General features: G+C 42.6%; 16 protein-coding genes. 10 read left to right on the forward strand and 6 right to left on the reverse strand.

All coding sequences use genetic code 11. From position 1 onward, the window contains the following. Positions 1-241 precede the first annotated feature (241 nt). On the forward strand, positions 242-2,398 hold the full coding sequence (locus DW182_RS16400) for a DNA topoisomerase 3 (protein WP_118296206.1): 2,157 nt from the start codon (positions 242-244) through the stop codon (positions 2,396-2,398). A 60-nt stretch (positions 2,399-2,458) separates the two neighbouring features. Further along, complete coding sequence (locus tag DW182_RS16405) at positions 2,459-4,459, forward strand: OmpA family protein (RefSeq protein ID WP_118296207.1); 2,001 nt, start codon at positions 2,459-2,461, stop codon at positions 4,457-4,459. Between the two features lie 97 nt (positions 4,460-4,556). Here the strand turns inward: DW182_RS16405 and DW182_RS16410 are convergent, their stop codons facing one another. Beyond that, positions 4,557-5,912, reverse strand: a complete 1,356-nt coding sequence (locus tag DW182_RS16410) for a dipeptidase (RefSeq protein WP_118296208.1) — start codon at positions 5,910-5,912, stop codon at positions 4,557-4,559. Between the two features lie 110 nt (positions 5,913-6,022). Further along, entirely contained in the window at positions 6,023-7,099 is a 1,077-nt protein-coding gene (aroC, locus tag DW182_RS16415) for a chorismate synthase (protein ID WP_007659949.1), read from the reverse strand. Between the two features lie 414 nt (positions 7,100-7,513). Between aroC and DW182_RS16420 the strand changes: the two genes are divergently transcribed. Next, positions 7,514-9,070 carry a PCMD domain-containing protein gene (locus DW182_RS16420; RefSeq protein ID WP_021967729.1) on the forward strand — a complete coding sequence of 519 codons (1,557 nt, stop codon included), beginning with the start codon at positions 7,514-7,516 and terminating at the stop codon, positions 9,068-9,070. A 260-nt stretch (positions 9,071-9,330) separates the two neighbouring features. Here the strand turns inward: DW182_RS16420 and DW182_RS16425 are convergent, their stop codons facing one another. Beyond that, complete coding sequence (locus DW182_RS16425) at positions 9,331-10,119, reverse strand: porin family protein (RefSeq protein ID WP_021967728.1); 789 nt, start codon at positions 10,117-10,119, stop codon at positions 9,331-9,333. Between the two features lie 11 nt (positions 10,120-10,130). Beyond that, on the reverse strand, positions 10,131-11,264 hold the full coding sequence (locus DW182_RS16430) for a PCMD domain-containing protein (RefSeq protein ID WP_118296209.1): 1,134 nt from the start codon (positions 11,262-11,264) through the stop codon (positions 10,131-10,133). A 132-nt stretch (positions 11,265-11,396) separates the two neighbouring features. On the opposite strand from DW182_RS16430, the gene DW182_RS16435 reads away from it, so the two are divergent. Beyond that, positions 11,397-12,683 carry a serine dehydratase subunit alpha family protein gene (locus DW182_RS16435; RefSeq protein WP_118296210.1) on the forward strand — a complete coding sequence of 429 codons (1,287 nt, stop codon included), beginning with the start codon at positions 11,397-11,399 and terminating at the stop codon, positions 12,681-12,683. Between the two features lie 87 nt (positions 12,684-12,770). On the opposite strand, the gene DW182_RS16440 is transcribed toward DW182_RS16435, so the two are convergent. Beyond that, positions 12,771-13,364, reverse strand: coding sequence for a peptidylprolyl isomerase (locus DW182_RS16440; protein ID WP_117706898.1), 594 nt, complete (start codon positions 13,362-13,364; stop codon positions 12,771-12,773). Between the two features lie 594 nt (positions 13,365-13,958). Here DW182_RS16440 and ilvD point away from each other — a divergent pair. From ilvD to DW182_RS16470, 6 genes are all read left to right on the forward strand, one after another. Further along, positions 13,959-15,761, forward strand: a complete 1,803-nt coding sequence (gene ilvD / locus DW182_RS16445) for a dihydroxy-acid dehydratase (protein ID WP_118296211.1) — start codon at positions 13,959-13,961, stop codon at positions 15,759-15,761. A 45-nt stretch (positions 15,762-15,806) separates the two neighbouring features. Continuing rightward, positions 15,807-17,501 carry a biosynthetic-type acetolactate synthase large subunit gene (gene ilvB, locus DW182_RS16450; protein ID WP_118296212.1) on the forward strand — a complete coding sequence of 565 codons (1,695 nt, stop codon included), beginning with the start codon at positions 15,807-15,809 and terminating at the stop codon, positions 17,499-17,501. 109 nt (positions 17,502-17,610) lie between these two features. After that, positions 17,611-18,180, forward strand: a complete 570-nt coding sequence (gene ilvN / locus DW182_RS16455; RefSeq protein ID WP_118296213.1) for an acetolactate synthase small subunit — start codon at positions 17,611-17,613, stop codon at positions 18,178-18,180. Continuing rightward, the gene (locus DW182_RS16460) at positions 18,173-18,925 is read left to right on the forward strand and encodes an acyl-[acyl-carrier-protein] thioesterase (RefSeq protein ID WP_118296214.1); all 753 of its coding nucleotides are present in this window, start codon (positions 18,173-18,175) and stop codon (positions 18,923-18,925) included. The genes ilvN and DW182_RS16460 overlap by 8 nt, the downstream gene beginning before the upstream one ends. Positions 18,926-18,977: 52 nt before the next feature. Then, entirely contained in the window at positions 18,978-20,021 is a 1,044-nt protein-coding gene (gene ilvC / locus DW182_RS16465) for a ketol-acid reductoisomerase (RefSeq protein WP_007210378.1), read from the forward strand. 508 nt (positions 20,022-20,529) lie between these two features. Next, positions 20,530-22,440: an LruC domain-containing protein gene (locus tag DW182_RS16470; protein WP_118296246.1), complete on the forward strand. Its 1,911-nt coding sequence runs from the start codon at positions 20,530-20,532 to the stop codon at positions 22,438-22,440. Between the two features lie 79 nt (positions 22,441-22,519). Here DW182_RS16470 and DW182_RS16475 read toward each other — a convergent pair whose 3' ends face one another. After that, on the reverse strand, positions 22,520-24,409 hold the full coding sequence (locus DW182_RS16475; protein ID WP_118296215.1) for an AAA domain-containing protein: 1,890 nt from the start codon (positions 24,407-24,409) through the stop codon (positions 22,520-22,522). Positions 24,410-24,456 lie beyond the last annotated feature (47 nt).

Genomic DNA, 24,456 nt, shown 5'->3' on the forward strand with positions numbered 1-24,456 from the left:
ATTTCTCATTTGGATTTGTTTAATGATTTTAGATTTCTGGGTATATTGATTCTAATTTTGTTGAAAGCTCTTTGGGTTTTGTTGAAAGTGAGGCGAATGGGGCTTATGGAGTCTGATTCTCTTATTTTGTTACTTTAAAAATGTGATATGGTCTTATATTGGAAGATAAAGAATATCTCAATGCCAATTCTTTTATCATTCTTCTCTTTTTTGTACCTTTGCTCCGCTAAAAGAATAATGAATGATAGTTTGTATTGCCGAAAAGCCCTCTGTGGCGCGTGACATAGCTGATGTATTAGGAGCGAAAGATAGAAGAGACGGCTATATCGAAGGAAACGGATACCAGGTGACCTGGACATTCGGTCACCTCTGTACACTCAAGGAACCGCACGAATATACCCCGAACTGGAAATCATGGAGCTTGGGAAGCTTGCCTATGATACCACCGCGTTTCGGAATAAAACTGATCAGTAACCCTACTTATGAAAAGCAATTCCATACGATAGAGACTCTTATGCAGAAAGCCGACATGATCATAAACTGTGGTGATGCCGGGCAGGAAGGAGAGTTAATTCAGCGTTGGGTGATGCAGAAAGCCGGTGCACGTTGTCCGGTAAAGCGTCTGTGGATTTCATCCTTGACGGAAGAAGCCATTCGGGAGGGTTTTGCCAAATTGAAAGATCAGAAAGAGTTCCAACCGCTTTATGAGGCAGGATTAAGTCGCGCAATAGGCGACTGGTTATTGGGAATGAATGCCACACGTCTTTATACTATGAAGTATGGGCAGAATAAGCAGGTACTTTCTATTGGTCGTGTGCAGACACCTACATTGGCACTGATTGTAAACCGACAGTTGGAAATAGAGAACTTTGTGCCCAAGCAATATTGGGAATTGAAGACAGTGTATCGGGATACGATATTCTCTGCTATCATCAGGAAGAGCGAAGAAGAATTGGTTCTGGAAGCTGAAAAGAACAAGGAGGCAATTGCTGCCGGGAAGAAACCCAAAAAGGAAGAAGAGAATAGAGGTATTGATCCTATTGCCAACCAGGAACAGGGTATGGCACTGCTGGAACAGATCAGGAATTCTCCTTTTATGATTACGGATGTAACCAAGAAGGAAGGAAAAGAAGCTCCCCCCCGTTTGTTTGACTTGACTTCCTTACAGGTGGAATGTAATAAGAAGTTTGCTTATTCTGCCGATGAGACCTTGAAAATCATCCAGTCATTATATGAAAAGAAAGTGGCTACCTATCCTCGTGTAGATACCACCTTTCTGAGTGATGACATTTATCCGAAATGTCCGGGTATCTTGAAGGGTTTGCGTGATTATGCAACATTTACAACCCCTTTGGATGGAACCACTTTATTGAAATCGAAGAAGGTATTCGATAATTCAAAGGTAACGGATCACCATGCCATTATTCCTACCGGACAATATCCGCAGAATTTGACGGATATGGAGCGCCGTGTATTCGACTTGATAGCCCGTCGATTCATAGCTGTATTCTATCCCGATTGTAAGTTCGCTACTACTACCGTACTGGGTGTAGTGGAAGAAATAGAATTCAAGACTACCGGAAAACAGATTTTGGAACCGGGTTGGAGAGTTATATTCGGAACTCCGGGTGCACAGTCACAGGAAGAAAAAGATCCGGGAGATGAAGAAAATGTATTGCCGGCTTTTGTGAAAGGTGAAAGTGGTCCTCATGTACCCGATTTATATGAGAAATGGACACAACCTCCCCGTCCTTATACTGAAGCTACTTTACTGCGTGCTATGGAAACAGCGGGTAAGTTGGTGGATAACGATGAATTGAGGGATGCATTGAAAGAGAATGGAATCGGTCGTCCGTCTACGCGTGCCGCTATTATTGAGACTTTATTTAAACGTAATTATATCCGCAAAGAGAAGAAGAACCTGATAGCTACACCTACAGGAGTCGAGCTTATCCAGATTATCCATGAAGAGTTATTGAAATCTGCCGAACTGACGGGTATTTGGGAAAAGAAACTTCGTGAGATTGAGAAAAAGACCTATGATGCTGCACAATTTCTTGAGGAATTGAAACAGATGGTTTCTGAGGTTGTGATGAGTGTACTTTCGGATAATAGCAATCGTCATATTACTATTGTGCAGGCGGTGGAGGGAGCATCCGGTGCTAGTAAGAAGCAAGGTGGAAAGGCGGTAAAAGAGAAAGATGCTGCCAAGCCTAAACGCCAAAGCAAACCGCGCAAGAAGGTTGTGGAAACAAATGCTGCTGGCACTTCTCAAATACAATCTATTGAGGGACAAACTTGCCCATTGTGTGGCAAAGGAACCGTAATCAAGGGGAAAACAGCTTATGGTTGCTCGGAGTGGAAGAACGGATGTACTTTCCGTAAACCATTTGAATAAATGATGGTCATACAATAATCAGTCGACTTTTCAGTTTATATGAACGATAACTTGTGAGGCATGAAATTATATAAACTGTTTTTATTTCTTCTTTGTGCTATCTTATTTCTCACTTCCTGTGGAGTGGGTCGGAGCCTGCGTCAGGCAGAGCAAAGTTATGCCCGTGGAGAATACTTTGATGCTGCACGCCATTACAAAACGGCCTATACCCGCACTCCTCCCAAAGATCGTTCGCAACGAGGTGTGCTTGCCTATAAACAAGGTGACTGCTACCGCCGTATCAATTACACGTTGAAGGCTAAAGCCGCCTATATGAATGCCGTCCGTTATCGCCATCCGGATACTCTTTCTCATTTTTATCTGGCGGAGATGCTTCGTAAGAATGGCGAATATGCTGCTGCCATACCTTATTATGAGAATTATCTTGCTTATGCACAGAACCAGTCTGATATAAAAGGGCGTAAAGATTCCTTGGCGCATATAGGAATTGCTTCTTGTCTGCTGGCACAGGAGTGGAAAAAAAATCCTACCCGTCATATTGTAAAGCGTATCCCTATTCTTGTTTCCCGCCGTAGTGATTATTCTCCCATGTATGCGGGTAATGATCCTGATATCCTATATTTAACTTCTACCCGTAACGAGGCCAATGGTGCCGATCTGAATGGTATTACCGGCATGAAAAGTGCTGATATATTCCACTCCAAACGAAATGAAAAGAAGCAATGGCAAAAGCCTGAACCGCTTGCTTCAGAAGTAAACAGTGAATTCGAAGAAGGGGCTTGTTCTTTTTCGGCAGATGGTAAAACGATGTATTTCACTCGTTGCCGGACATTGCCCAATGCACCGGCTTATGCAGAGATATATGTTTCTCAACGTGCCGGGGCAGAGTGGGGGAGTCCTCAGAAGTGCGCAATCTTGAATGATACCCTTTCTTCTGTTGCCCACCCTGCATTATCTCCTGCAGGTGATTATCTATATTTCGTATCTGATATGCCAGGTGGACAGGGCGGACTGGATTTATGGCGTATCAACGTGACTCGTGATGGTTTCGGTTATGTCGATAATCTGGGGCCTGAAATTAATACTTCCGGTGATGAAATGTTTCCCTCTTTTGCACCGGATGGTACCCTGTATTTCTCCTCCACCGGACATCCCGGTATGGGTGGTCTGGATATCTTTCATGCTGTGCCGGATAGCCTGACGGGACGTTGGCGTATTGAGAATATGAAATCTCCGGTAAATTCACAAAGTGATGATTTTGGTATGACGTTCGAGCCGGGTGCGCCCAATCGGGGTTTTTTCTCTTCTAACCGGGGAGATGCCCGTGGCTGGGATCACATTTACAGTTTTGAGCTTCCGGAGGTACATCATATCTTGAAAGGACTGGTTTATGATAAAGAGGGGGATGTACTTTCTGATGCGCTGGTTACTTTGGTGGGAGAGGATGGTACTTATATGAAGATCAATGTGAAGAAGGATGGAACTTTTACTCAGGAACTTACACCAGGATGCCGTTATGCCTTGCTTGCTTCTTGTCGTGGTTATCTGAATGACAAAGAGGAGTTGATGACGGAAGATGTTAATGAGGATCGCCATTATGAACTTGAGTTTCCTTTATCTTCCATTACTCGTCCTGTACTGATAGAGAATATCTTTTATGAATTTGACCGGGCTGACCTGACTTCGGAATCTACTGTAGCTTTGGATGAGTTGATACAATTATTGAACAATAATCCGAATGTTACTATCGAACTCTCCGCACATTGCGATTATAAGGGGAATGATGATTATAATCTCCGCCTTTCGCAACGTCGTGCAGAATCTGTGGTACGCTATCTTATTAAAGGAGGCATTGATTCGCAACGTCTCACGCCGAAAGGGCATGGGGAGCAACAGCCTAAGACAGTAACTAATTTTACTCTGAAATCTGCACCTTTTTTGAAGGTGGGAGATGTATTGACAGAGGAGTTTATAAAAAATCTCCCACTGGAACAGCAGGAGATTTGTAATGCTATTAATCGTCGCACAGAATTTAAAGTGTTGCGAACCACGTATCAATGAGTTACAAGCTACGAGTTACAAGCTACAAGTACTATGCAGTAACGATAGCGCAGTACTCGTAACTTGTAACTTGTAGCTCGCAGCTTGTAACTCGTAGCTAATACCTTAAATGGAATTCAACGACTGCTTCGATTCCTTTTCGGAAAATATCCAATGGAAAGTTCTCATTTGGTGAATGGATAGCATTTGATTCCAGTCCGAATCCCATAAGTACAGTCTTGATTCCAAGTACTTGCTCGAATGTGGAGATGATAGGAATACTTCCTCCCCGGCGTACTGCAAGTGGTTTCTTTCCGAATGCTTTTTCAAAACCTTTCTCGGCAGCCTGATAGGCTGGAAGGCTAATTGGGCATACATAGCCCTGTCCTCCATGCATGGGTGTCACTTTTACCTGTACGGTATCCGGAGCGATGCTTAGGATATAATCTGCAAACATTTGGGAAATCTTGTGATGATCCTGATGGGGAACCAGGCGACAAGAAACTTTGGCTGTGGCTTTTGAGGGAAGTACTGTCTTGGAACCTTCGCCGGTATATCCGCCCCAAATGCCACAAACGTCGAAAGAGGGACGGCAACTGTTACGCTCCAGAGTGCTGTATCCTTTTTCTCCGGATAGCTCTTTTACGCCAATGGCTGCCTTATATTTTTCTTCATCGAAAGGAATATGGGTGATCATGTCACGTTCCGCCTGTGGAACTTCTTCTACATCATCGTAGAAACCGGGCACTATGATACGTCCATCGGCATCTACTACTTTGGCAATCATTCCACATAATACATTAATGGGATTGGCAACGGCACCTCCGAAATGTCCTGAGTGTAAGTCACGGTTAGGGCCGGTTACTTCAATTTCCCAGTATGCCAGTCCGCGAAGACCTGTAGTCAGTGAGGGCAGGTCGGCACCCAACATACTGGTATCCGATACCAGAATAATATCTGCTTTTAATAATTCTTTATGCTCCTCACAGAAAGCTTCCAGACTGGGTGAACCGATTTCCTCTTCACCCTCAAAGATGAATTTGACATTGTTCTTAAGCATGCCATGTTTCACCAGATATTCGAATGCCTTTACTTGTATAAATGATTGTCCTTTGTCGTCATCGGCACCACGAGCCCAAATGTGCCCATCGCGGATTTCCGGTTCAAAGGGATTGCTTTTCCATAGCTCCAACGGTTCTGCCGGCATTACATCATAATGTGCATATACCAAAACTGTCTTTGCTGCCGGGTCTACTATCTTTTGTCCGAAAACAATCGGATTGCCTTTCGATGGCATTACCAGTGCTTCGTCTGCACCTGCTTCAAGCAATAGTTGTGCCCAGCGCTCTGCACAAGCCAACATGTCGTCATGATGTTCAGGTTTTGCACTGATACTTGGGATACGGATGAGGCTGAACAAGTCTTCCAGCATCTTCGATTCATTCTCTGAGATGTATTTCTGTATTTCGTTCATAAATATATATATGATAAGGTGATAGGGTGATAAGATGATAGGGTGATAAAATGATAAGATGATAGGGTGATGTCACTTTATCATCCTATCACTTTACCACTTTATCATTCTTATAACTGTGTAGTACGGTCAATCAGATAAAAATCCAGTATTGTCAAGGCAGCCATAGCTTCTACTATAGGCACTGCGCGTGGCAAAACGCATGGATCATGACGACCGCGGGCTTTCAATGTTGTATCTACGCCATCTATATTGACTGTATGTTGCTCCATCAATACAGTAGCTACCGGTTTAAAGGCAACCCGGAAGAAGATATCCTGTCCGTTACTGATACCGCCTTGGATACCACCGGAATGATTGGTTTTCGTTTCAATGCGTCCGCAGTTATTGAAGAATACATCATTCTGCTCCGAGCCTTTTTGTTTCAGACCTTTAAATCCGTCACCGTATTCAAATGCTTTAGCTGCATTGATGCTGAGCATACCGGAAGCAAGAGCAGCATGTAACTTACCGAATACGGGTTGGCCTAATCCGATGGGGCATCCTTTGATGACACAGGTCACTACGCCGCCAATGGTATCACCTTCTCCTTTGGTCTTGAAAATAAGTTCCTCCATTTCTTTTGCCTTTACCGGATCTGGACAGCGTACTGGATTCGTTTCTATTAAATCAAGATCATAAGCAGTATAATTCTCTTCCAGACGGATTGGTCCTACCTGTGAGGTATATGCTGTGATTTTCACACCCAGTTGACGGAGTGCCTGTTTGGCAAGGGCACCTGCCACTACGCGCGAAATGGTTTCGCGTGCTGATGAGCGACCGCCGCCACGATAATCACGGATGCCATATTTCACCTTATAAGTATAGTCAGCATGCGAAGGACGGTATACCTCCTTCATATTATCATAATCACTGGAATGCTGATTCTCATTCCACACAATGAATCCAATGGGACATCCTGTTGATTTGCCTTCAAAGATACCTGAAAGGAATTCTACTTTATCGCCTTCTTTCCGGGCCGTAGTAATAAGAGACTGTCCGGGACGACGACGGTCCAGTTCCGCTTGCACGAAATCCATGTCAATGCGGATGCCCGCGGGAAATCCATCTATGACGCCTCCGATGCCTTTACCATGTGACTCCCCAAAGCTGGTAAGGCGGAGAATGTTGCCGAATGAGTTGAACATAATCTTTTGCTTTAATGGTTTATGTATAAGGTTTATTCATGCCAAATCCTTTGAATAAAAGCTTTTGGTTGCATAAAGATAACAAATAGTTATGGATTTTTCTCATGAAGAGGGAGAAATATTATATTTTTTATGGAATGATGAGTTCTCTTCTCTGAACAAAAGAACTCTTTGGCTGTTGAAACAAGTTGTCTCATAGTAAGATACAAATAGATAGAATCTACTTTGTTAATAAAGTCAAATAGCAGACAAACGCTGAAACACAAAGCACTATTGCTTAAAAAAAGAACATTTCAGTTTTAGAATAGACCTTGTTTGATATTATAAAAAGCCGTTATTTTGCACCCTGAAAGCTATAAAAGAAGATATGCCTACCCAGCGATGGGAAGCTGTTATTATTAAAAAAAGAAAAATATGAAGAAGAATTTATTTTATTTGTTCGCATTGATTTGCTCAATGAGTTTGTTTACGGCTTGTAGCAATGATGATGATCCTGATTACACTCAGGTGATTGAGAATGAAATTGCTGGTGAATACAAAGGTGCACTGGATATCAGTCTTGATGGTATTCCCGTAGCGAAAGATTTGCCGAAAAATGTTACGATTGCCAAAGTGAATGGTAATACAATCAGTTTGGAATTGAAAGATTTTAATTTCAGTGGATTGAATCTTGGTACTATAAAATTGGAGAAATGTGTTTTGACTGAGTCGAATGGTACTTATATTTTTACCGGAAACCAGAAGTTGGATTTGACGGCTAGTAGTATTGGGGTATGCGATGTAACTGTGACAGGAACAACGCTTCAAAATGAAACTACCGTAAATTTGGATATTGCTGTTCCGACATTAGGACAGACAGTAAAGGTGCTTTATAAGGGTAGTAAACTGAAAGGTAATGAAAGTGGCGAGGCAAAGATTACTTCTTTTATTTTCGATAGAAATGTGGCTGAAGTAGATTCATTAGTTCTTAGCACGAAGATTGACGAGGTTGCCAAGACAATTTCTATTGTAGTGGTTGATACAGCAAAGAATGAATATTTGACAGCTCTTGTGCCGACTATTGAGGTGTCTAATGGTGCTACGTTGGTTCCAGGTAGCAAGGTTGCTCAGGATTTTTCTAATGGAAATCAGGTAAGTTATACTGTGGTTGCTGAGGATGGAACGGTGGCTACTTATGTTGCTTCTGTATCTTCAAAATTATTTGTTGCGGATTTTGAAGAATGGATTGCTGGTGTAGAAGGACAAAAGCCGGAAATGACATTCTATGAACCGACGGGATGGTCTTCAAGTAATACGGGAGCTCATTTCTTGAAAGCATTTGGTTTAGCCGAGAGCTATGTAGTAATGTCTACTGAGGATGCGCATTCTGGGGAAAAGGCTGCTTTGATTCAGTCTATTGATACTAAAGGACAGGATTTGTGGCTTGCTAAGGCTCCGAAAGTAACAACTGGTACTTTGTTTTTAGGTAAGTTCATCACAGATGCTTCAAGTACGTTGAATAGTACGAAATTTGGAGTCCCTTATTCTAATAAACCTGTAGCTTTAAAGGGGTGGTACAAATATACACCAGGTGAGATATATTATTTGGTAACAAAAGAACCGTATGATCAAAACTGCCATAAAGAATTTGTTGTTGATGAAAATAAAACGGATGAATTTGCCATCAGTGTGGTGTTATACGAAACGGAACAATATGATTTGGAGGGATGGACAGACTGTTTGACTGGTGTCGCTAACGCAGAAAATAATATTTATACTTCAAGTCGCATTGCTGCTATTGCTCAATTGACAGGTGGAATTCAGGCTGATTGGAAGAATTTTGAGCTTCCTCTGGAATGGAAAAAAGAGTTTGATGCCAATAAGAAGTATCGAATGACGATAGCTTGTTCTTCCAGCAAGGATGGTGATAAATTTTGGGGTGCTCCGGGAAGTACGTTGATTGTGGATGAATTTGAATTGGTTGTGGAATAAGTAAGACAAACAAATAAAAAAATGGCAGGAGGTACTTGTGTATTTCCTGCCGTTTTTATTTGTTCTTAACGTATGTGAAGAGTTAGAATTGGAAAATATTCTAAACAGATAAGCAAAATATTTATAGGCTAATTCTTCTTTATAAGTTTTTCCTTACTTGAGATGTATTGACTATAACGGGAGAGCTTCACTTTATGTTATCTTTTGTAGAGTTCAGTCTCTTTTTCTCATTATGAGGAATTTAGACTTCTTTGTCCAAACTAAAATGAATATCCGAATCCTATATTCAGATAGATAGGATACATGGCAAAGCTGATTGTATTGAAGTCTTTTTTAAAGATATCATTTAATCCCCATGTTAAGTCGGCATAGACATTCAGATGCTTGAAAGCTTTCCATTCGCCACCGAATTGTATACCCCATTGGAATTTGCGCAAATCATCAGAGAAGTCATATGTAGCAATACTTTCATCCGTAAAGTCTACGCGTGAGCCTGTTTGGTCCGGAGTGCGGAGGTGCCCCTCATATACATGACCGGAAAAATCTCCTTCAAGTAAATAGGAGAAATAAGGACCAGCTACAAGTTTCCAGCGTTTGCTTATTTTGTAGTTAGCAAGAACGGGAACAGTAAGATAGGAGTTTTTTACTTTAGTCTTTACACCTCCCGTCCATAAACCTTCTAATTCACCACCGTTAGTATTGATAATTTTCATACCATAATTCTTAACGGTGGCTTCAGTAGTCATATTTTTAGTTTCAAGGCGCAAGCCTAAAGTCAAGCCCCATATTTTTTTTTCATCCAGCCATTTGGTAGCATTACCTTCAATAGAGATTGCCATACTGGGAACATAACTGTCTATCTTGCGTATTTCTTCGGGCAAAGGTAGGGGAGCGGTTCCTCCGATGCTGAATCCTGCCTTTAATGAATATTCCCAACCACGAAGATAAGACTGGCCGAGAATGTGGGTTCTATCTTCCTGAGCTTTTATTGACGTAGCTCCAACTACTGTTAACAGTAATGTGGCAATAATAATATTATATTTCTTCATGATTATCTTTTTTAGTTCTCTTCGCAAATAAGTTCTACTTCATCAATATATAGCGTGCTGCCTACGGCACCTCTGAAATAAGCGCCGTCTACACTTGAAGAGAATACAATGCCAAGTTTATATTTACCTTTCTGAAGTTCCGTTTCATTAATCTCTTTACCATTCTGAGCTTTAAAAGGGAGATTGAACGGTTTCCATTGATCAGTTTCCAATGCTTCTTCTGCACTAATTCTGGCTAAAGATACTACTTTATCCGAAGTAAGAGAATTAGTTCCATCCAACATAAATGAGTTTTCTTCGGCTTCATACATGACAGCATAGATATCAAATCGATCTTTCTTTCCAGTTTGAGGTTCTCCGCTCTCAGTATAAACCGGTCCTGCTTTAAATTTATAGTATCCTTTCAAAGCTTTCGGTCGTTTGTAGAACTGGAAACCAAAAGTTGTTGCTTTAGGAGCATTTTTAAGTGCATTGGCAAGATCAAAAGCTCCGATAAATAAGTTGCCGGCAGCAATATACATCTTTACCATGGCACCGAAACTTCCGGTATCTTTAGTTTCCAACTTGGCACATTTACCTATATATCCTCCTGCGACTTGTACGGTAGGATAGTCTGTAGGAAGTTTAGACATACCGGTCAACTTATAGCCGGGATTACCACTGGACCACTGCAATACTTTTGAAATCCCTTGTGAAGTATTAGGCTCAAATTCGTAAAAGATGTGATAAGGAGTATTTTGGGCAACTAATAACTCCTCGAAATGATAGGAAGTCGGTAATTCTGTTGGTTGGACGTTTATTTCATAAACAGGTTTCCAAACATTATCTTCGGAAGTCACCGTAAATGACCGCGAATGATCTCCTTCGCTAAAGTTGTATATGTTTCCTATATCACCATCTCTGCGATCATTGGGCTTGATGGATGCACCTTCCGGCAAGGTGAAGTTTAGTTGTTGTTTTGCAAGGTTTGCACCTTTATGTACATATACATCGACTATTTTTTCATTCGCATTAATATTGGCCAGCTGCACATCTGCACCCGTACAACCATCAATGGCCGCTTCAGAATTAAGCGCTTCGTCTTGTATACAAGAAGATATGGCAAATGCCAAAAAGAAACACGAGGTTAGCGTTTTAATCTTCATTTAATTCAGTTTTTGGTTATTAATAATGTAAAACTCAGGCGCAAAGTTAAGTTTCTTTTTTGAAATAGAAGACTTTGCGCACGTATTAAAAACATTTTTTCTAAATTTGTGTCCATTAAAATCAATGAAATAATGATAACGGAAACGGAGAGAAAACGGATAATCGACCTGATACATCAGGAAGTGGTGCCTGCCATTGGGTGTACAGAGCCTATTGCAGTGGCATTGTGCGTAGCTAAAGCAACAGAAACACTGGGGACAAAGCCGGAAAAAATAAGTGTGTTGCTAAGTGCTAATATTCTGAAAAACGCGATGGGAGTGGGGATTCCGGGCACCGGAATGATTGGTTTACCCATTGCTATTGCACTGGGAGCACTGATAGGAAAATCAGAATATCAGTTGGAAGTGCTGAAAGACAGTACGCCTGATGTAGTGGAAGAGGGGAAACGTTTCATTGAGGAAAAGCGCATTCATATTTCGCTGAAAGAGAATATTGAAGAGAAATTATATATTGAAGTATGCTGTGAGGCTGGAGAAGATAAAGCAATAGCAGTGATTGCCGGAGGGCATACCACCTTTATATATATAGAACGTAACGGAGAAGTCCAATTTCAGAAACAACATACAGCTAGTTGTGAGAAAGAAGAAGAATGCTTGGAACTGACTTTACGTAAAGTTTATGATTTTGCTCTGAATACTCCGCTGGATGAGATCAGCTTTATTCTGGAAACAGCCCGCTTGAATAAGGCAGCTGCCGAACGTTCTTTTGAAGGCAATTATGGCCATGGTCTGGGTAAGATGTTGCGTGGTACTTATGAACATAAGGTGATGGGAGATAGCGTCTTCTCACATATCTTGTCTTATACGTCAGGTGCCTGTGATGCTCGTATGGCAGGAGCTATGATTCCGGTAATGAGCAATTCCGGTAGTGGGAATCAAGGTATATCTGCCACTTTGCCTGTACTGGTCTTCGCTGAAGAAAATGATAAATCCGAAGAAGAACTGATACGTGCTCTGATGTTGAGCCATCTGACGGTGATCTACATTAAACAAAGTTTGGGGCGTTTGTCCGCTTTATGTGGCTGTGTGGTTGCTGCTACAGGTTCTAGCTGCGGTATTACTTGGTTGATGGGGGGAACTTATGATCAAGTAGCTTATGCTGTTCAGAATATGATAGCCAATCTTACAGGTATGATTTGTGACGGTGCGAAGCCCAGTTGTGCGTTAAAAGTAACCACTGGTGTATCTACCGCTGTTCTTTCTGCCATCATGGCTATGGAAAACCGTTGTGTAACTTCTGTAGAAGGTATTATTGATGAAGATGTGGATCAAAGTATCCGTAATCTGACCAAGATAGGTTCGAAGGGAATGAATGAAACGGATAAATTGGTGCTGGAGATAATGACGGGGAAGAATTGACAGAACAGTTGATAATTCTCAATTGACAATTGGCAAATGCCGCGCTGTATGCCGCATAGTAATTGTCAATTGAGAATTGTCAATTGTTTAATGATTGCATCCGCATCCACATCCCTGGTGATCGTGATCACCGCATCCGTCGCCGCAATCGTCACCACAGCTATCGCAACCGCAACTGCATCCGCCGCCGCTCATCATACGGGCGATTTCAGCTAATTCCTCATTGGTTGCCGGGCGGCTTTCTATTACTTCACCTACAAAGTTCAGGTCGCAACCTGCCAAGGGGTGATTCATATCCATTACCACTACGTCTGCTTTAATTTCTTGTACGGTTCCGTTGATACGTTGGCCTTCAGAGGTCATCAAAGGCACTACGTTGCCGACTATAATACGTTCGCTATCGAACTTCCCGTCTACTTCAAAGATTTGTTTCGGAAGGTCGATTACATGTTCTTCGTCGAAGTCACCGTAAGCATCTGCACAAGCGATCGTGAAATCAAATTTATCACCTGCTTTCAGATCTTTCACCTGATCTTCGAAAGACTCTAAAGTCAGACCCAAACCGGAAATGAACTGGAACGGATGTTCTGCAGTGGCTTCTTCGGTGAAATCTTTTTCACCGTCTTCTATAGCGTATAATTTATAAGCTACGGTAATGTACTTGTTTTCTACTGTTTCCATTTTCTATTTATAAATTGGTATTTTCTACTTTTTTTAAGAGCGTCAAAGGTACGAAATAAATTTGAAAGGGAGTGCAAAGTATGAGAATTTGAATATTTCTTCTGCTCCCGGACTATACTTACTCCTTACCTACTCCTTATCTACTCCTTACCTACTCCTTGTTTATAGATAAGGAGAAGGTAGGTAACAAGTAAGATGGGGTTATGGTTCGGATAGGATCCGGGGCAGCACAGGGATAAAAGTGACTATCTGTGGCAAATTACTAATTTTTGAATCGGATTAGTGATAAAATAGGATTTAAAAGCAGTGTTTTCTTACGATTAATCATAATAATCTCATTTTTTTCTTCAAATTGTTTGGAGTTTATAAAAAAGCCCTTACCTTTGCAGCACGATTAACGAAAACAGTAAAGTAAATAAAGTTATGAACTTACATACATCTATTAACCTGGCAGTCCTGCATATTATTCGCGTCGTGGTCCTGGAATCAAGAGCGTGAGAAAGGTTGTGTATGTATTCGTACGTTAAGATATCAATTTAGGAGCCTTTCTCACTATTATGTGAGGAAGGCTTTTTAATTAAAGGAGATTTAAAGATGAAACACCAATTACGCAGTTCGTTCAGCACGCAAGGCCGCCGTATGGCAGGGGCTCGTGCGTTGTGGATGGCAAATGGCATGAAGAAAGAGCAATTAGGAAAACCTATTATCGCAATTGTCAACTCATTTACACAGTTTGTCCCGGGACATGTGCATCTGCACGAAATCGGACAACAGGTGAAAGCTGAGGTTGAGAAGCTGGGATGCTTTGCTGCCGAATTCAACACGATTGCCATTGACGATGGTATTGCGATGGGACACGATGGAATGCTTTATTCGCTTCCTTCACGTGACATCATTGCCGACAGCGTAGAGTATATGGTGAATGCGCATAAAGCGGATGCAATGATTTGTATCAGTAACTGCGACAAGATTACTCCGGGTATGTTGATGGCAGCAATGCGCCTGAATATCCCTACTGTATTCGTTTCAGGCGGACCGATGGAAGCCGGCGAATGGAACGGTCAGCATCTGGATTTGATCGATGCTATGATTAAGTCGGCTGATGAAAGTGTAAGTGATGCCGATGTAGCTCAGATAGAACAACATGCTTGTCCTTCTTGTGGTTGTTGTTCCGGTATGTTTACCGCTAACTCGATGAACTGTCTGAACGAAGCTATCGGACTGGCATTGCCAGGCAATGGTACGATTGTGGCTACTCATGCCAATCGCACGCAACTGTTCAAGGATGCTGCCAAACTGATTGTTGAAAATGCTTATAAATATTATAAAGATGGGGATGACAGTGTGCTTCCCCGTAGCATCGCTACCCGTCAGGCTTTCTTGAATGCCATGACGCTGGATATTGCGATGGGTGGTTCAACCAACACAGTGCTTCACCTCTTGGCTGTAGCGCACGAGGCAGAGGTAGATTTCAGTATGGATGACATTGACATGTTGTCACGTAAGACTCCCTGTCTGTGTAAGGTTGCCCCGAATACTCAGAAGTATCACATTCAAGACGTAAATCGTGCCGGAGGCATCATCGCTATTATGAGCGAGCTTGCCAAAGGCGGATTAGTCGATACGAGCGTAAAGCGTGTAGACGGTAGGTCGCTGGCGGATGTAATCGATAAATACGGTATTACCAGCCCGAATGTTTGCGAAGAAGCTGTGAAGAAATATAAGAGCGCTGCTGCCGGAAAGTTTAATCTGGTACTGGGTTCGCAGGATGTCTATTATAAAGAATTAGATACTGACCGTGCCGGAGGTTGTATTCGCGATCTGGAACATGCTTACAGCAAAGACGGTGGTTTGGCAGTACTGAAAGGTAATATCGCTCAGGATGGTTGTGTAGTGAAAACAGCAGGTGTGGATGAAAGTATCTGGAAATTTACGGGTCCTGCTAAAGTGTTCGACTCACAAGACGCTGCTTGCGAAGGCATCCTTGCCGGAAAAGTGGTCAGCGGTGATGTTGTGGTCATCACACACGAAGGTCCGAAAGGCGGTCCCGGTATGCAGGAAATGCTCTATCCGACTTCTTATATCAAATCGCGCCATCTGGGCAAGGAATGTGCACTGATTACTGACGGTCGTTTTAGTGGCGGTACGTCAGGATTGAGTATCGGACATATTTCTCCCGAAGCAGCTGCCGGAGGTAATGTCGGTAAGATTCAGGATGGTGACATCATCGAGATTGATATTCCCGGACGTGCTATCAACGTCAAACTGACGGATGAGGAACTGGCAGCCCGCCCGATGACTCCCGTCACCCGTCAACGCGAAGTCTCAAAGAGCCTGAAGGCATATGCCAGCATGGTAAGTTCTGCCGATAAGGGCGCAGTGAGACTGATTGATTAACCGAGAATTGACAAATGAAATAGAATTCCATTATCCATTAATAGAATGAAAGATATAATAACAGGCGCTGAAGCATTGATGCGTTCCTTGGAACATCAGGGAGTAAAGACCATTTTCGGATATCCGGGTGGCTCCATCATGCCGGTATTTGACGCTTTATACGACCATCGGAAGACATTGAATCACATCTTGGTTCGACACGAACAGGGTGCTACTCATGCTGCGCAAGGTTTTGCCCGCGTATCAGGCGAAGTAGGTGTTTGCCTGGTGACGAGTGGTCCCGGAGCGACGAATACGATAACGGGTATCGCAGATGCTATGATAGACAGTACCCCTTTGGTTGTAATTGCCGGTCAGGTGGGTACGGGATTCCTTGGGACGGATGCTTTTCAGGAAGTTGACCTGGTAGGTATTACGCAGCCTATCACGAAGTGGAGCTATCAGATACGTAGTGCCGAAGATGTGCCTTGGGCCGTGGCCCGTGCTTTTTATATTGCCAAAAGCGGTCGTCCCGGTCCTGTTGTACTGGACTTTGCCAAGAATGCACAAGTAGAGAAGAATGAATATGCTCCTGCCAAGTTGGATTACATCCGTAGTTACCAGCCTGTTCCCGAAATGGATGAAGAGGCTGTGAGACAGGCTGCTGAACTGATCAATAGCGCTGAACGTCCGTTGGTATTGGTAGGGCAGGGCGTTGAGTTAGGTGATGCGCAACAAGAACTGCGTGCCTTTATCGAAAAAGCTGGAATGCCTGCCGGTTGTACCCTGTTAGGACTTTCTGCTTTGCCTACTGCGCATCCTTTAAATAAAGGTATGTTGGGTATGCATGGTAACTTGGGACCGAACATCAATACGAATAAGTGCGATGTACTTATCGCCGTAGGTATGCGCTTTGACGACCGGGTAACCGGAAAGTTGGATACGTATGCCAAACAGGCGAAAATCATTCATTTCGATATAGACCCTGCTGAGATAGATAAGAATGTGAAGACAGATATTGCCGTGTTGGGTGACTGTAAGGAGACTCTTGCTGCCGTTACGGCACTTCTGAAACCTGCTACTCATCCGGAATGGCTGGATAGCTTCTTGCCTTACGAAAAAGTAGAGGAAGAAAAGGTGATCCGTCCTGAATTGCATCCGGCAAGCAAATCTTTGAGTATGGGAGAAGTGATTCGTGCCGTAAGTGAGGCAACGAATCATGAAGCTGTATTGGTTACTGATGTTGGTCAGAATCAGATGATGTCTGCCCGTTACTTTAAGTATAGTAAGGAACGCAGCATTGTAACTTCCGGTGGATTGGGTACAATGGGCTTCGGACTTCCCGCAGCAATCGGTGCAACTTTCGGACGTCCCGACCGCACTGTATGTGTATTTATGGGTGATGGTGGTCTGCAAATGAACATTCAGGAGATGGGAACCATTATGGAACAGAAGGCTCCTGTTAAGATGATCTTGCTGAATAATAACTTCCTGGGTAATGTACGCCAGTGGCAAGCGATGTTTTTCAATCGTCGCTATTCGTTCACTCCGATGCTGAATCCGGATTATATGAAGATAGCTTCTGCCTACGACATTCCTTCACGCCGTGTAATGACGCGTGAAGAACTGAAAGGTGCAATAGAGGAAATGCTTGCTACGGACGGTCCGTTCCTATTGGAAGCCTGCGTTATGGAAGAAGGCAATGTTTTGCCGATGACACCTCCGGGTGGTTCGGTAAACCAGATGTTGCTGGAATGCTAACATAATGAAGAATGAAGAATAAAGAATTGCGGTGCAGAAATTGCATCTTTCATTTCTCAGTTCTTTCTTGAAATTCTTCATTCATCATTCTTAATTCTTAATTTGAAATATGGATAAGACATTATATACGATAATCGTTCATTCGGAGAACTTCGCCGGTTTGCTGAACCAGGTAACCGCAGTGTTTACCCGTCGCCAGATCAATATCGAGAGTCTGAATGTTTCGGCTTCGTCCATCAAGGGCGTACATAAGTACACCATTACCGCATGGACGGATAAAGACACCATTGGGAAAGTAACCAAGCAAATCACCAAGAAGATAGATGTGCTGCAAGCACACTACTTCACGGATGATGAGATCTATCAGCATGAGATTGCATTGTATAAGATAACAACCCCGATACTGGAAGAAAAACCGGAGGTATCGAAAGTGATCCGTAAGTATAATGCACGTATTGTAGAGGTGAATGCTGTGTTTGCTATCGTAGAGAAGAATGGTATGGGTGAAGAAATCACCAATCTTTATGACGAATTGCGTGCCCTCGACTGTGTACTTCAGTTTGTTCGTTCGGGACGTGTGGCTATCACTACCAGTTGCTTCGAGCGTGTGAACGAATACCTTGCCGACCGTGAAACGAAATACCGATTGAAAAAAGAAAAGGAGCAAAATAATGAGTGAGAATAGTAGTAAGATTGGAAAGTATCAGTTTGTAGCGGAGCCATTCCATGTGGACTTTACCGGACGCCTTACCATGGGCGTATTAGGAAACCATTTGTTGAATTGTGCCGGTTTTCATGCCAGTGACCGTGGATTCGGTATAGCCACGCTGAATGAAGACAACTACACATGGGTACTCTCCCGCCTTGCCATCGAACTGGATGAAATGCCTTTTCAATATGAGGACTTTACCATCTGGACTTGGGTGGAGAATGTATACCGTCTTTTCACAGATCGTAACTTTGCCTTGTTGGACAAAGACGGCAAGAAGATTGGTTATGCGCGTTCCGTATGGGCCATGATTAACCTCAATACCCGCAAGCCTGCCGATTTGCTGGCATTGCACGGAGGTAGCATTGTAGATTATGTGTGCGATGAACCTTGTCCTATCGAGAAACCTTCACGCATCAAAGTGACTTCTACCGAACCGGTAGCTACATTGAAAGCTAAATACAGTGATATCGACATCAACGGACACGTGAACAGTATCCGCTACATCGAACATATCATGGACTTGTTCCCGATAGAGATGTATAAGGAAAAGCGTATCCGTCGTTTCGAAATGGCTTACGTAGCCGAAAGTTATTACAATGATGAGCTCACTCTTTATAAAGATGAGCTGGGTGACGGTGCTTTCGATATTGAAGTGAAAAAGGATGGCAACGAAGTCGTTTGTCGTTCGAAAGTAATATTTACAGAGAAATAATTTTATTAATCATTAGCTGGCGCAAGCCACAAATAAAAAACTAAAAAAGAAAATGGCACAATTGAATTTTGGCGGTGTTACTGAGAATGTAATGACCCGCGAAGAATTTCCTTTGGAAAAAGCACGTGAAGTTTTGAAAGATGAAACAATTGCAGTGATCGGTTATGGTGTACAGGGACCGGGACAGGCATGCAACCTGCGTGATAATGGTTTCAACGTAATCGTTGGACAGCGTCCGGGTAAGACTTATGAGAAAGCAATAGCTGACGGATGGGTACCGGGTGAAACACTGTTTGGCATTGAGGAGGCTTGTGAGAAAGGTACTATCATTATGTGCTTGTTGTCTGATGCAGCCGTAATGTCTGTATGGCCTACTATCAAACCTTACCTGACTCCGGGAAAAGCTCTTTACTTCTCTCATGGTTTTGCTATCACCTGGAGCGATCGTACAGGTGTAGTTCCTCAGAAAGATATCGACGTAATCATGGTAGCTCCTAAAGGTTCAGGTACTTCATTGCGTACCATGTTCCTCGAGGGTCGTGGCTTGAACTCTTCTTACGCTATCTATCAGGATGCTACAGGCAAGGCTATGGATCGTACCATCGCATTGGGTATCGGTATAGGTTCAGGATATTTGTTTGAAACTACTTTCCAACGTGAAGCTACTTCTGACCTGACAGGTGAGCGTGGTTCATTGATGGGAGCTATTCAGGGATTGCTGTTGGCTCAGTATGAAGTATTGCGTGAAAACGGTCATACTCCGTCGGAAGCATTCAATGAAACAGTAGAAGAATTGACTCAGTCATTGATGCCGTTGTTCGCTAAAAATGGTATGGACTGGATGTATGCTAACTGTTCAACTACTGCACAACGCGGTGCTCTGGACTGGATGACTCCGTTCCACGATGCTATCAAGCCGGTAGTACAGAAATTGTATGCAAGCGTTAAGTCTGGTAATGAGGCTCAGATCTCTATCGACAGCAATTCTCAACCTGATTATCGTGAGAAGCTGAACGAAGAACTTCGTCAGTTGCGCGAAAGCGAAATGTGGCAGACAGCTGTTACGGTTCGCCAGTTGCGTCCGGAAAATAACTAATCCTTCTTGGGGATAAGAATAAAAATGCCCGAATGCTTGATTTCGGTGTTTCAATGTAGTATATTTGTAGCCGTAATCCTGATTTAAGTTCGGGAAGAAGATAATGGGAGGAGTAACGTAAGTTGCTCCTCTTTTATTATATAGTAAGGTATGAAGTCGTCGGAAACATGCTTTCTTCTGGACTAAAACATACGATGTAATCACTCAAAACATACAATCTGTTTGGGTAAAATAGACTATGTAATGAGGGTAAACGCATCATCTGTTTCGGGAAAAGAAGCAAGGGAAAAACAAAACTCTCCTGTTATGTTAATGTTGCGTAATTCTGCTCTTGACAGATTTTCTGTGTTTTACCTTGGCATCCTTCTTTTATAAAGGTAAAAGGAAGCAATTGTTGACCATCTTTTGCTAAATATTGCATATTATAATAATTTATTTTTCGAATAATGTAATAAGTGAATATAATTTGCTACTTTTGTACCGAATTGACAACATAAAACATATTGCTATGACGAAGAAAGCAAACTTCTATGCAATACATGGCGCATTCTACTATTTACTATGCAGTGTATTGGTTATTTTGATGGTATCTGGATGTACCCGTGATGTTTATGATCCTAATGGTGGTGGTGAAGATAAACCTAATTCTTTTGATTTTTCCACTACTTCTACTATTCAGTTGAATGTGAAGTATGATGTTCCTGAAGGTTATAAAGTGCTTTTCAATGTCTATTTTGAAGATCCGTTTACTACAGATGAAGGTGGACAGACAGTTTTGTGTACTGATATAACTCCTGCAATTACCCGTATGACTGATGAAAATGGCGAGTATCATGCCAAAGAAATTGTGGCGGCAGATCACGGTTCGGATGTTTATATCTATACTTCGTATGTCGGAGTTCCGGGATTGGTGCAGACCACTATCACGGATAATGTGATTAATGCTGATATTGAATGGAAACTGACCGATGGCATCCCACAAACGCGTGCCGATAAATGGGATCCATCAACTGAGTATGGACTTTTGGGAACCTGGCAGACTAATGGCCGTCCGAATTATCTGGATAGTGAAGGAGAATTGGTTTTGTCGGCTTCAGTATTGAAGACCATTAGAAATACAATTCAGGAAGGAGGAATCTGCCCTCAAACATACCGTCAGTCCGCAGATTTCAAAGTGGATGATCTTCAAGGCAGAGATACTGAGGTTTCTGTCCGTTTTATAGGAGGAAACAGTTCTGCTGCAAGTATTTTTGGTTATTATTGTTATAAAGACGGTGCATCTGTCAAGGAAATAAAAGCTGCAAAGAAATATATTGTTTTTCCAAACACACATACAGCCGGTTATTATGGGAAGCCGATTGGCTTGAAAGGAGGAGAATGTGTTAAGTTGCATTATATAGACGAGAACGGAGTAGATAAAGGTACTGTATTCCCTAATGGAGTAAGAATAGGTTGGTTTCTTCTGAATAACGCTTTTGTTAAAGAAGGAAAAACTGATAAGATTTGTTATTCAACTACCGCTTTGAATGGTGATGGACGTACACATACGGCTGCTTTCCGTATCAATGACTTTGTAGTACTTTCATTTGAGGATTATACGGATTATGATTATAACGACGTACAGTTTAATGTCTGGTCCAATCCGATAGAAGCAATTGCTCCTGACGTTCCGTCTGTAACACCTGATCCGGGAACGGATGATGACCGTTCTGTCGCCTATCGCATGACTTATAAAGGAATTTTGGCTTTTGAAGATAACTGGCCTAATAAAGGTGATTATGATCTGAACGATGTGATTGTGAAGTATAATTCTGTTCTGGCGTTTAATACGAGTAACCAGGTACTTTCTACGGAAGACACATTTACAGCACTTTGGTCCGGAGCTTCCTTTAAAAATGGCTTTGCTTATCAGATGAATACTGATCGTTCGAATGTAGTTACTGAGTTTGAGAACATTTCAGATACCAGTCAAGGTTTGGACCGTGAACTTGCTAAAGCTACGGTTAATGTGTTTACTAATGCTCTTGTGGCTACAGAGAATAATACAAAGACAGCATCTTATAAGATTAAAAATACCCTGACTACTCCTGTTGATCACGAAACTTTTGGAGTGGCTCCTTATAATCCGTTTATTATGGTTCATGAGAATTTGGGTAACAATCGTTGTGAAGTTCATCTGGTAAACTATAAACCGACAGAAAAAGCGGATATGAGTTTGTTTCATACAGGCAAAGACTTGTCTTCACCGAACAGTGGTGTCTACTATGTAGCGGCAGAGAATTATCCATTCGCCATTCAGTTGGTTGATGCTGAAGACTTTAGCACCACTGAAACCGAAAGTGTAGATATTACTTATTCGGACTTTATCAAATGGGTGAAATCTAACGGTAGCGAGTATAAGGATTGGTATAAGAAATAAAAGCGAGAGGCTTTGGGTAAAATAAGAGATTGCGCAATTTCATGCAGGAAATGACTTGTATGAAGTTGCGTAATCTTCTTTATGTTTTTGAAATCCTTTTGATATACTCAATAAGTTTTTGATAGAATTTATGATGCTTTAGTGTGTTAGCTTCACCCAGTATCACTAGCTTCATTCGGGCACGGGTTATGGCGACATTCATTCTTCGCAGGTCGTTGAGGAAGCCTATCTGTCCATCTTCGTTGGCACGCACAAGGCTGATGAAGATGACATCACGTTCTTGTCCCTGGAAACCATCTACAGTGTTAACGGTGAGTAGACTGCGATAGGGTTTGAGTGAACCGCTTGCTTTAATCTTATTGCGGAGGTACTGCACTTGGGCTTTGTAAGGAGAGATGATACCGAAATCAATCCGTTCTTCTAAGACGCGCTTTCCGCCGATCCGGTTAATATAAGCTTTTAATTCCTGAAGAAGTAAATCAGCTTCTGCTTTATTGATACGCCCGAATGTTTCCCCAATAAATTCTTCCTTAAAATCCATTTCAGAAGTATCTATCCAACTGATAGGCGTATCCCAATCGAGAATGCCGCGGTATCGTATCTCCGGAGCCGCTTCCAGTTCTCCATTGTAAAACCATTGTGAGGGAAATTTCATGATTTCTTCATGCATACGATATTGTACTTTCAATAGAGAGACGGTACTGGGTTTATTGGCAACGACTCTTTCCATCAATGTACATTCCAGTCCTCCACGGGCAGCTTCGTAACATTTTATAGTAGGTGGAAGCTGGCAATGATCGCCTGCCAGCACTACACGGTCGGCCTTGCGGATGGCTATCCAGCAAGCAGCCTCCAAAGCTTGGGCGGCTTCATCAATAAAGAGTGTACCGAAGCGGCGCCCGTTCAGTACGCGGTGATTGCTACTGACGAGGGTGGAGGCTATGACATGGGCATTGTCGAAAAGATCGGCATTGATTTGTATTTCCAATTGTGTGGCACGATCACGCAGGCGACTCATACGATTGCGGGCGCTTTCACGCTCCTCATAGCTGCCTCGATGTTTGCCACCCATTTCACGCATGGCTTTGCGGATACTCCATAATTCAGAATAGGCCGGATGTCCTTCGAAACGGCGCTCATAAGTGAATGAAAGCATTTTGTCGTTTACCCGGGTGGGATTACCAATCCGCAGGACATTCACACCACGATCTACGAGTTTTTCACTGATCCAGTCGACGGCTGTATTACTTTGGGCGCAAACCAGTACTTGAGGTTCGCGGTGCAATGTTTCATAGATAGCTTCTACGAGAGTAGTTGTTTTCCCTGTTCCCGGAGGCCCGTGTACAATAGAAACATCGCGGGAGTACAACACTTTGTTCACTGCATTTTCCTGTGTAGAATTCAGCCAGGGGAAACGGACAGGGTAGAGCTCACGGAATTCGGGTTTTAAAGTTCCCAGCATGATATCCCTCAATTCTGCTAATCGATTACCCTTGGCACGAATTACATCGGAGAGGGCTTCGAACATAGTGCGGTAGGACGTTTCATCAAAATAAAGCTGCACTCCGAGGTTTTCGGCAGATTGTACTTCCAGTATAGCACCTGCACCGGGCATTACAACAACCATGCGTGTTTCGTTGGCATAACTGATAGTACCAATGGAATTGAAATATGTGATTTTATCATCGTATCCTTTGCGGAAAAAACAGACGGGACGCCCAAATTCGAAATTATGTTCTATATCAGTATCTTCCGTATGTGTAATTTCTATTACTAATTGATTCAGTGAATTGTAGTAACTTCGTCCGGGAGTGGCAGGATACCAACAGAGTCCCCGTTTCACCTTGCGGGCGATACCCATGGTTTCGGTCTGCCTTTTGAATTCTTCTTTTTCGAATTCATATTCCATACGCAGGAGCAGTTCTTGTCGCTGAAGATGGTCGGTTGGAGGAAGGAGGTTATTGCTCATATTATTATTAAATCTCTTACAAAGGTAATCATTCTTCGCTTTTGCAC

Source organism: Bacteroides sp. AM16-24 (assembly GCF_003471885.1).
Classification (GTDB): Bacteria; Bacteroidota; Bacteroidia; order Bacteroidales; family Bacteroidaceae; genus Bacteroides.